Source organism: Janthinobacterium sp. BHSEK (genome assembly GCF_056174685.1).
In genome coordinates this window covers 1-13,169 of the sequence record NZ_JBWBYV010000089.1, presented here as the reverse complement: position 1 = coordinate 13,169, position 13,169 = coordinate 1, and the positions used below count along the sequence as shown (strand labels likewise).

10 protein-coding genes are annotated in these 13,169 nt (G+C 62.4%); 8 read left to right on the top strand and 2 right to left on the bottom strand.

Annotated elements, in window-relative coordinates:
- Positions 1 to 332: 332 nt before the first annotated feature.
- The 3 genes from AC0V2Y_RS24975 to AC0V2Y_RS24965 all read left to right on the top strand — a co-directional run bounded on the left by AC0V2Y_RS24975 (position 333) and on the right by AC0V2Y_RS24965 (position 2,621).
- The gene (locus AC0V2Y_RS24975; RefSeq protein WP_475417846.1) at positions 333 to 1,676 is read left to right on the top strand and encodes a sensor domain-containing protein; all 1,344 of its coding nucleotides are present in this window, start codon (positions 333 to 335) and stop codon (positions 1,674 to 1,676) included.
- 49 nt (positions 1,677 to 1,725) lie between these two features.
- Complete coding sequence (locus tag AC0V2Y_RS24970) at positions 1,726 to 2,109, top strand: hypothetical protein (protein ID WP_475417847.1); 384 nt, start codon at positions 1,726 to 1,728, stop codon at positions 2,107 to 2,109.
- 68 nt (positions 2,110 to 2,177) lie between these two features.
- Positions 2,178 to 2,621, top strand: coding sequence for a DUF411 domain-containing protein (locus AC0V2Y_RS24965; RefSeq protein WP_475417848.1), 444 nt, complete (start codon positions 2,178 to 2,180; stop codon positions 2,619 to 2,621).
- 90 nt (positions 2,622 to 2,711) lie between these two features.
- Here AC0V2Y_RS24965 and AC0V2Y_RS24960 read toward each other — a convergent pair whose 3' ends face one another.
- Entirely contained in the window at positions 2,712 to 4,943 is a 2,232-nt protein-coding gene (locus AC0V2Y_RS24960; RefSeq protein WP_475417849.1) for an NADP-dependent isocitrate dehydrogenase, read from the bottom strand.
- A gap of 308 nt (positions 4,944 to 5,251) precedes the next feature.
- The gene (locus tag AC0V2Y_RS24955) at positions 5,252 to 5,440 is read right to left on the bottom strand and encodes a hypothetical protein (RefSeq protein WP_475417850.1); all 189 of its coding nucleotides are present in this window, start codon (positions 5,438 to 5,440) and stop codon (positions 5,252 to 5,254) included.
- A gap of 397 nt (positions 5,441 to 5,837) precedes the next feature.
- On the opposite strand from AC0V2Y_RS24955, the gene vioA reads away from it, so the two are divergent.
- From vioA to vioE, 5 genes are read left to right on the top strand one after another with little or no spacing between them, the layout of a single operon-like run.
- Positions 5,838 to 7,139: a flavin-dependent violacein biosynthesis tryptophan-2 monooxygenase VioA gene (gene vioA / locus AC0V2Y_RS24950; RefSeq protein WP_475417851.1), complete on the top strand. Its 1,302-nt coding sequence runs from the start codon at positions 5,838 to 5,840 to the stop codon at positions 7,137 to 7,139.
- A complete protein-coding gene (gene vioB / locus AC0V2Y_RS24945; protein ID WP_475417852.1) occupies positions 7,136 to 10,150 on the top strand; it encodes an iminophenyl-pyruvate dimer synthase VioB in 3,015 nt (1,004 codons plus the stop codon). Before vioA ends, vioB begins: the two co-directional genes overlap by 4 nt.
- Before the next feature lies 1 nt (position 10,151).
- Positions 10,152 to 11,441, top strand: a complete 1,290-nt coding sequence (vioC, locus tag AC0V2Y_RS24940) for an NADP-dependent violacein biosynthesis oxygenase VioC (protein WP_475417853.1) — start codon at positions 10,152 to 10,154, stop codon at positions 11,439 to 11,441.
- Positions 11,441 to 12,559, top strand: coding sequence for a flavin-dependent violacein biosynthesis monooxygenase VioD (gene vioD / locus AC0V2Y_RS24935; protein ID WP_475417854.1), 1,119 nt, complete (start codon positions 11,441 to 11,443; stop codon positions 12,557 to 12,559). Before vioC ends, vioD begins: the two co-directional genes overlap by 1 nt.
- Positions 12,560 to 12,568: 9 nt before the next feature.
- Entirely contained in the window at positions 12,569 to 13,150 is a 582-nt protein-coding gene (gene vioE, locus AC0V2Y_RS24930) for a violacein biosynthesis enzyme VioE (protein ID WP_475417855.1), read from the top strand.
- Positions 13,151 to 13,169 lie beyond the last annotated feature (19 nt).

Below are 13,169 nucleotides of genomic sequence, written 5' to 3'. Positions count from 1 at the left end.
CCGCGCGGTTCGAGGTGGCGGCGGAGGCCCGCGGCGGGGCGCTATTCCAGCTTGAAAGTGGAGAAATGGAGGTCATGGCGCTGTAACCTTGCAAGTGGCGGGAATAGGCATCATAAAATATCGATATGGTTAGTTTTTTTGCAATCACCTGGCGCCAGGCAAACCTTGCGTCACGTTATCTGGCGTGGTGGCAAGTACTGCATGGCAATACTGCATTAACGGCAAGAAACAGAAAAGCATGAGCGTCGGGTAAATGAAACATTTTCATGCCGCCCGCCTTGCCTGACTCAACAAGTTGAATCGCTGCCGGGAATGTCCATTAGAATGCCTTCATGGAACACAAGATTCTGCACGCCCCGCTGGCCAGCTTTACCGACTTGTTGCTCGACGCCGTGTGCATGGTCGATGTGGAGGGACGCTTCGTCTTCGTCAGCGCGGCTTGCGAGCGCATCTTCGGCTACACGCAGCAGGAAATGATCGGCAAGCTCATGCTCGACATGGTCGCCCCCGCCGACCGCGCCCGTACCCTGGCCGCCGCGCGCGCCATCATGGACGGCCATGCGCAGACGCACTTTGAAAACCGCTACCTGCGCAAGGATGGCAGCCTGGCCCACATCATGTGGTCGGCCCGCTGGTCCGCCGCCGACCAGCTGCGCGTGGCGGTGGCGCGCGACGTCACCTTGCTGAAACAGGCGCAGGCAAAGCAGGCCGCGCTGTACGCCATTTCCGAAGCCATGCAGGCGACGCAGGACTTGCCCGCCTTGCTGCACCGTATCCAGGACATCATCGGCGAACACTTGCCGGCGCGTAGCCTGACCCTGCTGCTGCAGGACGAACATGGCGCCCAGGCGCCCATCACCTGCCATGCCGACGACGGCGCGCCCCAGCCGACGTCGCCGCTGGCCAGCCTGCTGTGCGACGAAGTCCTGCGCAGCGGCCGCCCCCTGCTGCTGCAGGCGGGACAGCTGGCCGGTCTGCCGGCGGCGCTGCAGATGGCGGCCGGCGCCCTGTCGTCGTGCTGGCTGGCCGTCCCCTTGTACTCCTCCATGGGCAGTATCGGCGCGCTGGCCTTGCAAGGCGAGCAGGATGCCGTCATCGGCACGGCGCAAGACCAGGATTTGCTGCAATTTATTGCCAAACAACTCGCCACCGCCGTCGAGCGCCGGCAATTGCAGACGCAAATGCAGTTCATGGCCATGCATGATGAACTGACCCGTTTGCCGAACCGCCGCCTGTTCCACGACCGCCTGCACACGGCGTTCGCCCGCGCACACCGCCAGGAAGGCCGGCTGTCGCTGCTGTTCCTGGACTTGAACAACTTCAAGCGCGTCAACGATGACCACGGCCATGCCTGCGGCGACCTGCTGCTGCAAACGGTGGCGAACCGCCTGCGCGATTGCATGCGCGAAACAGACACCTTGGCCAGGATGGGCGGCGATGAGTTCGTTGTGCTTCTGGAAAGCAATGCCACGCCGGCGGACGTCAGCCAGATCGAGCAAAAGATCCATGCGGCCCTGGCCGCGCCGCTGCACCTGGGCAACGGGCAGCAATTGCGGATCACCGTCAGCATCGGCGTGGCCCACTATCCGGAAGACGGCGATACCATGCAGCTGCTGCTGCGCCATGCGGACCGGGCCATGTACGCATCGAAGGTGCTTGCCGCCGCCTCGCGCTAAGGGGCGCCGGCTCCTGGCGACGCTCCCCCCCATGCTATACTTTCCGGCGATGCTAAGACTCTTCAAAACATGGCTGATCCTGCTGCTGATCGCGGCGCTGCCGCTGCAGGCCGCCGCCGCGGGCGCCATGCGGCTGTGCGCGCCGTTCGCCCCGCCTGCCGCCGCGATGGCGGCAGCTTGCCAGCATCACGCCGCGCAGTCATCCGCCATCACGGACAGCGCCGGCACGCAGGAGGGAAGCCAGGCTCCTGCCAAGCACCCCGCGTGCGGCGCCTGTGCCAGCTTTTGCCTGGGCGCGCTGATGCCGCCCTGCCTCGCCCTGCCTGCCGCCGCCTGCGCCGGCGCGCAACGCGTCACCACCGCGACAGCCGCCTTGCTGACGGGATTCATTCCCGACGGCCCGCGCCGGCCCCCGCGGCCGCTTTCCGCATAGATTCCAAGCTCGTCCCAAACAAGCCACCGAGGTGGCCACGATTGACTTTATTCGTCTGAAAGCAGCACATGATCAAACATTACATACTGCGCGGCGCCTTCGCCGCCATGCTGGGCTTGCCCACGTTCGCCATGGCGGCCCTGCCCGTCATTGAAGTCTACAAGAGCGCCTCGTGCGGCTGCTGTTCCGCATGGATCAAGCACCTGGAAGCGAACGGTTTCACGGTGCGCGCGAAAAACGTCGAGATGCCGGCGCAATACCGCAAGCTGGCCGGCATTCCCGACGCGCTCGGCTCCTGCCACACGGGCCTCGTCAACGGCTACGCCATCGAAGGCCATGTGCCGGCCAGCGACATCAAGCAGCTGCTGCGCGAAAAACCCAAGGCGAAGGGCCTGGCCGTGCCGGCAATGCCGATGGGCTCGCCAGGCATGGAAGGACCGCGCAAGGATGCGTATGACGTCTTGCTGGTCAAGAGCAATGGCAGCACCAGTGTTTACAAGCACTACCAGTAAGATGCAGGGCAAATGAAAAACGCCGCCGGAATCGCTTCCGGCGGCGTTTTTTGACAGGCAGTAAAGAACCTACTGCCTGTCAGGACTGCATCAGATGGTGTCGAGCACGGCATTCAGGCTGGCGCTAGGACGCATGACCGCTTCCGTCTTCGCCGGATCGGGCAGGTAGTAGCCGCCGATATCCGTTTCCTTGCCCTGCACTTCTTTCAGCTCGGCAACGATTTTCTCTTCGTTGTCGGCCAGGGCCTTGGCCACTGGCGCGAAGTGCGCTGCCAGTTCCGCATCGTCCTTCTGCGCCGCCAGGGCTTGCGCCCAGTACATGGCCAGGTAGAAATGGCTGCCGCGATTGTCCAGCTCGCCGGTGCGTGGCGATGGCGACTTGTTGTTGTCCAGCAGCTTGCCGGTGGCTTCATCGAGGGTTTTCGCGAGAATCTTGGCCTTCGCGTTGCCCGTCTTGATGCCCATGTCTTCCAGCGACACGGCCAGCGCCAGGAACTCGCCCAGCGAATCCCAGCGCAGATGGTTTTCTTCCACCAGCTGCTTGACGTGTTTCGGTGCCGAACCGCCGGCGCCCGTTTCGTACATGCCGCCACCGGCCATCAGCGGCACGATCGACAGCATCTTGGCGGACGTGCCCAGTTCCAGGATCGGGAACAGATCGGTCAGGTAGTCGCGCAGGATGTTGCCGGTCACGGAAATGGTGTCCAGGCCGCGGAAGGCGCGCTCCAGGGTGTAGCGCATGGCGCGCGTCTGCGACATGATCTGGATGTCCAGGCCGCTGGTGTCATGATCCTTCAGGTACACCTGTACCTTCTTGATGACTTCGTTCTCGTGCGGACGGTAGGAATCGAGCCAGAACACGGCAGGCATGCCCGAGTTGCGCGCGCGCGTGACGGCCAGCTTGACCCAGTCGCGGATCGGTGCGTCCTTGACCTGGCACATGCGCCAGATATCGCCCTCTTCCACCGTTTGCGTCAGCAGCACTTCGCCCGTTTCCAGGTCGGTGATGTTGGCGATACCGCCTTCCGGCACTTCAAACGTCTTGTCGTGCGAACCGTATTCTTCCGCTTGCTGCGCCATCAGGCCCACGTTCGGCACGGTGCCCATGGTCTTCGGATCGAAGTTGCCATGCCATTTGCAGAAGCCGATCATTTCCTGGTAGATGCGCGCGAAAGTCGATTCCGGCATGACTGCCTTGACGTCTTTCGGACGGCCATCGGCGCCCCACATCTTGCCGCCGATACGGATCATGGCGGGCATCGATGCGTCGACGATGATGTCGTTCGGCGAATGGAAGTTGGTGATGCCCTTGGCCGAATCGACCATGGCCAGTTCCGGACGATTCGCGTGGCAGGCGTGCAAGTCTTTCAGCACTTCATCTTTTTGCGACGCCGGCAGGGTTTCGATCTTGTCGTACAGGTTGCTCATGCCATTGTTGACATTCACGCCCAGCTTGTCGAACAGTTCCGCATGCTTGGCGAACGCGTCCTTGTAGAAAATGCGCACGCAGTGGCCGAAGACGATCGGGTGCGAGACCTTCATCATGGTGGCCTTGACGTGCAGCGAGAACATCACGCCCGTCTTGAAGGCGTCGTCGATTTCCTTCTCGTAGAACTCCAGCAGCGCTTTCTTGCTCATGAACATGCTGTCGATGATTTCGCCCGCTTGCAGCGAAACCTTCGGTTTCAGCACGATGGTCTTGCCCGAGGCCGTGACCAGTTCCATCTTGACGTCGCGCGCTTTTTCCAGGGTCAGCGATTTTTCGCCGTGGTAGAAGTCGCCATGGTGCATGTGCGAGACGTGGGTTTGCGACGACTGGCTCCACTCGCCCATCGAATGCGGGTGCTTGCGTGCGTACTCTTTGACGGCCTTCGGTGCGCGGCGGTCGGAATTGCCTTCACGCAGGACCGGATTGACCGAGCTGCCGATGCACTTGCCGTAGCGGGCCTTCAAGGCTTTTTCTTCTTCCGTCTTCGCATCTTCCGGATAGTCCGGCAACTTGTAGCCACGGCCTTGCAGTTCGCGCACGCAGGCGATCAGTTGGCCTTGCGAGGCGCTGATGTTCGGCAGCTTGATGATGTTGGTGTCTGGACTCTGGGTCAATTTGCCCAGTTCAGCCAGGGTATTCGGGACTTTTTGCGCGTCCGTCAGGAATTCGGGAAATTCAGCCAGTACACGTGCCGCCACCGAAATATCGCTGGAGACGACGTCCACGCCGGCCGGCGCGGTGAATTTTTTGATAATCGGCAGCAGGGAATACGTCGCGAGCAGCGGCGCCTCGTCAGTCAGCGTGTAGATGATTTTGGATTTTTGTGTTGCCATGTTCATTCCCTTGTATGCGGTGATGCCTGGTGGTTAACTTTCTTCATTCCAAACACAGGACGGTTAGCCTTGCTTTGGACGGCTAGTGTGCCGGCGGTGACGCCGTGCTTGCCCACCACGTATTTTAGACTGTCCAGCCGCTGTTTGTGTATCCGATGGCGACGAATCTTATATAAGACAGCAAATATCTGGAGCTGCCAGGCCCGGATGGCCATTTTCCGCCGTGAAATGGACGCAAGGCGGCGGCACGGCATGTAGGCCGCCCTGCAGAAACGTTCAACATTAACAATATTCAAGTGGAAGCGACGTCACGGCCGCTCGTTCTTGACGATGCCGCGCACGTTCGTCAGGGCCAGGCAGACGTTCAGCACGATCAAGGCCCAGGCCCCGTCTTGCCAGCCCCGGCAGACCCGCAGCGCGTTGCTGAACAGGAAAACCCAGAAGCCCGCAAAGCGGCGCGCGCCTGGCGGCACGATATGCGGCAAATGCCATGGCAATGCTGCGCATTGAGAGCCTGGCGCGCGAAATTTGTCTTTTTACAACATTAATTTCGCGTCATCGCTGCCGCCCCGCTGGCGCAGCCCGTGCGCGGGCGTCGCCACGCCCCAAAACGGCGCCGCACAAACGACAACTACATTGATATTTATCAAACTGACAGCCCGATACCCGGGCTATTGTCGGTGCCATCTTTGATCTGAGACAGAAACTCTGCTGCCAAGAATCGACCATTCCAGACACAACGCCAGTTCTCGCCAGGCTCTTCATTCCCCAGCCGATAACGCTTGCCAAGTGCGGTAACACGCAGCGCCCCCTCCCTTGCCTACACGTGCTGGGGACACTTTTGCTAACGATTTTGCAGCTTTTCGATTAATGAACGTTAAAAAGGAATTTCGTATGAGCACGTATTCTGACATTTGCATCGTAGGCGCCGGCATAGGAGGCCTGACTTGCGCCAACCGCCTGATCGACGCCGCCGCCAAAAGGAAGCTGCGCATCCGGGTATTCGACCTGAACGCCACGGTGGGCGGCCGCATCCAGTCACGGAAAATAGACGGCGAGGAAATCGCCGAGCTCGGCGCCGCCCGCTACTCGCCGCAGCTGCATCCGCATTTCCAGCAACTCATGCAGGGCAGCGGATTGCCGCATGCGCTCTACCCGTTCACCGAAGTCATCTCCCACGATAGCGTGCTGGACGAGCTGAAGGCAACGCTCGATGGCCTGAGCCCGATGCTGAAAGAGCATCCGAACGACTCCTTCCTCGAGTTCGTCAGCCACTATCTGGGCACCGCCAAGGCCACCCACATCATCAAGGCGACCGGCTATGACGCCTTGCTGCTGCCGATGGTGTCGGCGGCCATGGCCTACGACATCATCAAGAAGCACCCGGAAACGCAGCACTTTACGGAAAACGCCGCCAACCAGTGGCGCTATGCCACCGACGGCTACCACGCGCTGCTGTGCCAGTTGCAGCACCAGGCCCAGGCCGCCGGGGTGGAATTCCGGCTCGAACACCGTTTGCTGTCCGTAGAAAAATCCGGCGCCGACCACGTGCTCGCCTTCAGCCACCAGGGCGACACGCAGATGCACCGCACGCGCCATCTGGTGATGGCCATCCCGCCGTCCGCCATGCCGCGCCTGAACCTGGATTTCCCGCACGCCTGGAGTCCGTTCCAGTACGACTCGCTGCCCCTGTTCAAGGGTTTCTTCACGTTCGACACGGCCTGGTGGGACGCGCTCGGGCTGACCGACAAGGTGCTGATGGCGGCAAATCCCCTGCGCAAGATCTACTTCAAGAGCGACAAGTATGTGCTGTTCTATACCGACAGCAAAAGCGCCACCTACTGGCGGGACAGCCTGGAGCTCGGTGAAGACGTGTACCTGGAGCGTGTCCGCAGCCATCTGGAAGAAGTTCTGCCGCTCGATGGCCAGCCGCTGCCGCAGATCAAGGCGCACTTCCACAAGTTCTGGCCGCATGGCGTCGAGTTTTGCGTGGAGCCGGAAGCCGAGCACCCGGCCGTCCTGCTGCACCGAGACGGCATCATTTCCTGCTCGGATGCCTATACCGCGCATTGCGGCTGGATGGAAGGCAGCCTGATCAGCGCCAAGCAAGCCAGCGGCCTGTTGCTGCAACGGCTGGAGCAACTGGAGGATGCCGCCAACGATACATTCATCACTTCCTCGACCGAGCGCGCATGAGCCTACTTGACTTCCCCCGCCTGCATTTTCGGGGTTTTGCCCGCGCCAATGTGCCGACGGGGAATCGCAATACGCACGGCAACATCGATATCGCCACGAATATGGTATCGATGGCGGGCGACGCTGTCGATCTGAGCCGGCCGCCGGCCGAATTCCATACGCACCTGAAACAGCTTGCCCCCCGCTTCAATGCGGCGGGCAAGCCCGATCCGGACGGCATCTTCAGCCAGGCGGCAGGCTACAATTTTTGCGGCAACAATCATTTTTCGTGGGAAAACGCGCGGATCACGGGCGTCCAGCTGCGCGATGGCGAGGTCGATACGCAGGATGCGCTGGTGGGCGCCAAGCTGGCCCTGTGGGGCCACTACAACGAGTACCTGCGCACCACGTTCAACCGCGCCAGGTGGGTCGACAACAACCCGGCCCAGCCGGACACGACGCTGATCTACGCCGGCCAGTTCACCTTGAGCGACAAGCTGGCCACGCCCAACACGCCCACCTTGTTCACTGCCGACATCGCGCAGGCGCACTCGGTGCGCTGGCTCGGCAGCGGCCATATCACGGAACGCAGCGGGCATTTCCTGGACGAGGAATTCGGCCGCTCCAGGCTGTTCCAGTTTTCCGTGTCCAAGCAAGACCCGCATTTCCTGTTCAACGCGGACCTCGCGCTGCCGCCCAGCATGCATGCCTTGCAGCAAGCATTGGCCGACGACGAGGTGCTGGGCCTGACGGTCCAGTATTGCCTGTTCAATATGTCGACGCCGCAAAAACCCGACTCGCCCGTGTTCTACGACCTGGCCGGCAGCATCGGCCTGTGGCGGCGCGACGAGCTGGCCACCTATCCGACCGGCCGCCTGCTGCAGCCGCGCCAAGGCAGCCTGGGGCCGGTGCTGGTGAAAGTGCACGCGGACCGCGTCGCGTTCAACATGCCGAGCGCCATTCCGTTCACCACGCGCGGCACGGATGCTGTTTCCGAACAACATCCGACGCATGCCCTGGGCGGCAAGCAGGCGCTGGGCGACCTGCTGCTGCATGACGGCGCCGGCACCTTGCTGGCCCGGATTCCCGAGCAGCTGTACCGCGACCACTGGCGCCATCACGGCGTCTTCGACGTGCCGCTGCAACAGGCCCCCGCCTCCGGTTCGCTCAGCCTGGGCAGCGCGCAGGCGCAGTGGGAAGAAGCCGACTGGGTACTGCAATCGGACAGCAACCAGCTGTACCTGGAAGCGCCGAACGGGAAAAAGCATGAAACATTTCCGCATGGCATCACCGTGCAAAGCCGCTTCCGCGGCGAGCTGGCGGCGCCTGCGTCCCTGCCGGCGCGGGCCGAGGACGGCGCGCTGCTGGATGTGGAACGGCAGCCCTCGCCGCTTGGGACCGGCTACACGGCGCTGACCCTGACGGGCCGCCAGCCGGGCGCGACCAGGATCGTGCTGGGCACCGGCAAGGAGGCACAGTACCTCGGCGTGCGCGTGCTGCCCGACGACTGGGACCTCGACGAGGTACCCGCCGAACAGGTCGACTACGCCTTCCTCTACCGGCATGTGATGAGCTACTACGAGCTCGTGTATCCCTTCATGTCGGACAAGGTCTTCAGCCTGGCGGACCAGTGCAAGTGCGAAACGTATTCGCGCCTGATGTGGCAGATGTGCGATCCGCGGAACCGCGACAAGAGCTACTACATGCCCAGCACCCGCGAACTGTCGCTGCCAAAGTCGCGCCTGTTCCTGAAATACCTGACGCAGGTCGAGGCAAAGGCCAGGGCCGCGGTGCCGGAACCGGCGGCGCCGCCTGTCATCGGCTGCAAGGCGGAGCTGATCGAGGAACTGAAGAAGGCCATCGACCTGGAATTGTCGCTCATGCTGCAATACCTGTACGCCGCGTATTCGATTCCCAATTATGCGCAGGGGGCGGCACTGGTGCGGGCCGGCCGCTGGCTGCCGGCCGAGCTGGAACTGGCCTGCGGCGGCGAGGACCGGCGCCGCAACAGCGGTACGCGCGGCATGTTGCTGGAGATCGCCCATGAAGAAATGATTCACTACTTATTAGTCAACAATGTGCTGATGGCGCTGGGCGAACCGTTTTATGGCGGCACCCCGGTGCTGGGCCAGCAGGCGCGCCAGCGCTTCGGTCTGGACACGGAATTCGCATTCGAGCCTTTTTCCGAACACGTGCTGGCCCGCTTCGTGCGTTTCGAATGGCCCGACTATATTCCCACGCCGGGCAAATCGATTGCCACCTTCTATATCGCGATCCGCCAGGCCCTGGCCGACCTGCCCGGCCTGTTCGAGAGCGGCGGCGGCAAGCGCGGCGGCGAACACCACCTGTTCCTCAAAGAACTGACCAACCGCGCCTATCCCGGCTACCAGCTGGAAGTGTCCGACCGCGACAGCGCGCTGTTCGCCATCGACTTCGTCACCGAGCAGGGGGAAGGCGTGGCCGTCGATTCGCCGCATTTCGCTTCCTCGCACTTCCAGCGCCTGCGTGCCGTCGCCGGCAGGTTTTCAGCCTGCGACAAGCCGTTCGAGCCGGCCCTGCCGGCGCTGAAGAATCCCGTGCTCGAAGCGCGCGCGGACTGCAGCGTGGTGACCGACCAGCAGGCGCGCGGACTGATGCGCCTGTATCAGGGCTGCTACGAACTGACCTTCCTGCTGATGGCGCACCATTTCGCGCAGCAGCCGCTGGGCAGCCTGCGCCGTTCGCGCCTGATGAACGCCTCGATCGACATCATGACCGGCCTGTTGCGCCCCCTGTCGGCCGCCCTGATGAACATGCCGTCCGGCGTGCCCGGCCGCCATGCGGGACCGCCCGTGCCCGAGCCCGTCGGCAGCCGGGTCAGCAGCGACTACAGCCAGGGCTGCGACATGCTGGCGCAGAAATGCCTGGCGCTGGCGCAGTACGCGCGCGGCCTTGAGAGCGATGTCATCGGCATGGCGCCGATCGAAATGTTGGAGTTTTTTAATCAGCAACTTACCGATTTATCTCGGGGAAAGATGTCAAGAGAGGCCTGAAATGCATAAAATCATTATCGTCGGCGGAGGCTTGGCAGGTAGCCTCAGCGCCATTTATCTGGCGCAACGGGGACACGATGTCCACGTCATCGAAAAACGCGGCGATCCGCTGCTGGAGAATGCAGCAAACGCCGACCCGGTCAACTCGCGCGCCATCGGCGTGAGCATGACGGTGCGCGGCATCAAGGCCGTCCTCGGTGCCGGCATCAGCAAACAGGAGCTCGACCAGTGCGGCGAACCCATCGTCGGCATGGCATTCAGCGTGGGCGGCCGGCACCGGATACGCGAACTGACCCCGCTCGAAGGGCTGTTTCCCCTGTCGCTGGACCGCACGGCCTTCCAGCGCCTGCTGAACCGGCATGCCGTCAAGCACGAGGTGAAGTATTACTTTGAGCATAAATGCCTGGATGTCGACCTGGAAAGAAAGATCGTGCAGATCCAGGGCCCGGACGGCGCCGTGCAGCAGTTGTATGGCGACCTGATCATTGGCGCCGACGGCGCCCACTCGGCCGTGCGGCGCGCCATGCAAAGCGGCGTGCGCCGCTTCGAGTTCAGGCAGAGTTACTTCCGCCATGGCTACAAGACGCTGGTGTTGCCGAACGCGGCGGACCTGGGTTTCAGGAAGGATCTGCTGTACTTCTTCGGCATGGATTCCAAGGGACTGTTTGCCGGCCGCGCGGCCACCATTCCGGACGGCAGCATCAGCTTCGCCCTGTGCCTGCCCTACACCGGCACGCCCAGCCTGGGCACGCTGAACCGCGAAGCCATGGCCGATTTCTTCAGCCGCTACTTCGGCACCCTGCCGCCGGACCGCCGCCAGGAGATGCTGGACCAGTTCATGGCGCTGCCCAGCAACGACCTCATCAATGTCCGCTCCAGCACCTTCCATTACAAGGCGAATATCCTGCTGATCGGCGATGCGGCGCATGCCACCGCCCCCTTCCTCGGACAAGGCATGAACATGGCGCTGGAAGACGTCCACGTCTTCGTTTCCCTGCTGGAAAAGCACGGCAATGCCCTGGGCCCCGCCCTGTCCGAATTCACGCAGCAGCGCAAGGTGCAGGCGGACGCCATGCAGGACATGGCGATCGCCAACTATGAAGCGCTGAGCAATCCGAATCTGATTTTCTTCCTGCAGACGCGCTACACGCGCTACATGCACAAGAAATTCCCCCGTGTTTATCCGCCCGACATGGCGGAGAAACTGTACTTCACATCGGTTCCCTACGATGAACTGCAGCAAATCCAGAAGAAACAAAACGTTTGGTACAAACTTGGAAGGGTAAACTAATGAACATTCTCGTCATCGGCGCAGGACCCGCAGGACTGATCTTTGCCAGTCAGATGAAACAGGCTCAACCCGGCTGGAAGATCAGCGTTACGGAAAAAAATACCCCGGAAGAAGTGCTGGGCTGGGGCGTGGTGCTGCCGGGACGGCCGCCGCGCCATCCCGCCAACCCGCTCTCCTATCTGGATCAGCCGGAACGGCTCAATCCGCAGTTCCTGGAAGAATTCAAGCTCGTGCATCACGACCAGCCCAACCTGATGAGCACCGGCGTCACCCTGTGCGGCGTCGGACGCCAGGCCCTGGTGCAGGCCCTGCGCGCCAAGTGCGTGGCGGCCGGCATCGCCATCCGCTATGAAACGCCGCCGGCGGACAAGGCGCAGCTGGAAGCCGAGTACGACCTGGTGGTGGTGTCGAATGGCGTCAATTACAAGGCGCTGGACTTGCCGCCCGCGCTCGCGCCGCACATCGACTTCGGGCGCAACAAATACATCTGGTACGGCACCACCCAGCTGTTCGACCAGATGAACCTGGTGTTCCGCAGCAATGACCAAGGGATTTTCATCGGCCATGCCTATAAATACTCCGACACGATGAGCACCTTCATCGTCGAATGCAGCGAGGAGACGTACGCCAAGGCGGGGCTGGAGGCGCTTTCCGAGCGCGACGCCGCCGCGTATATCGCCAGGACGTTCAAAGCCGAACTCGGTGAGCACGGCCTCCTCAGCCAACCGGGCCAGGGCTGGCGCAACTTCATGACCCTCAGCCACGACCGGGCCTGCGACGGCAAGTTCGTCCTGCTCGGCGATGCGCTGCAATCGGGGCATTTTTCCATCGGCCATGGCACCACCATGGCGGTGGTGGCAGCTCTGCTGCTGGTCAAGATCCTCAATACCGAAGCCGGCGCGGCCGCCGCCCTGGACAGCTTCAATGCCCGCGCCGTGCCCCTGATGCAATTGTTCAAGGATCACGCCAACAGCAGCCGCCTGTGGTTTGAAAGCGTGGGTGAGCGTATCGGACTGAGCAATGAAGAGCTGACCGCCAGCTTCGACGCGCGCCGCAAGGACCTGCCGTCGCTGCAGGAAGCGCTGATGGCCAGCCTTGGCTACGCGCTGGGCCGCTAGGGAGCCGCCATGCCCGCACACGTCGCCCCGCCGCTGCTGCCGATGCAATGGAGCAGCGCCTATATTTCCTACTGGACACCAATGCAGGAGGACGACCAGGTCACGTCCGGCTATTGCTGGTTCGACTATGCGCGCAACATCTGCCGCATCGATGGCCTGTTCAATCCCTGGCCGGAAAAGGAACATGGACACCTGCTGTGGATGTCGGAAATCGGCGATGCCAGGCGCGAACAAAGCCGCAAGCAGAAAGTGGCCTACGCGAGGCAGGCGCAGGCCACTGGCGAACAGCTGCAGGGCACGGCGCTGGCCGACGAGGTGACGCCGTTCCACGCCCTGTTCCTGCCGCAAGCGGTGCTGCTGGACGGCGGCGCGCGTCACGACGGCCGCCACTCCGTGCTGGGCCAGGAGGCGGACGCCTGGGTAGTCGAGCGGGCGGGCAAGCCGCCCTCGGTCTTTTACCTGGAGGCCGGCGGCAACCGCCTGTTGCGCATGGTCACCGGCAACGACGCGCAGCACCTTTCTGTACGCGACTTTCCCAACCTGTTTGTCGGCGACATTCCGGACAGCGTCTTTATGTCTTGCAACACCTGACCAGGATGTGGCGCGCGCC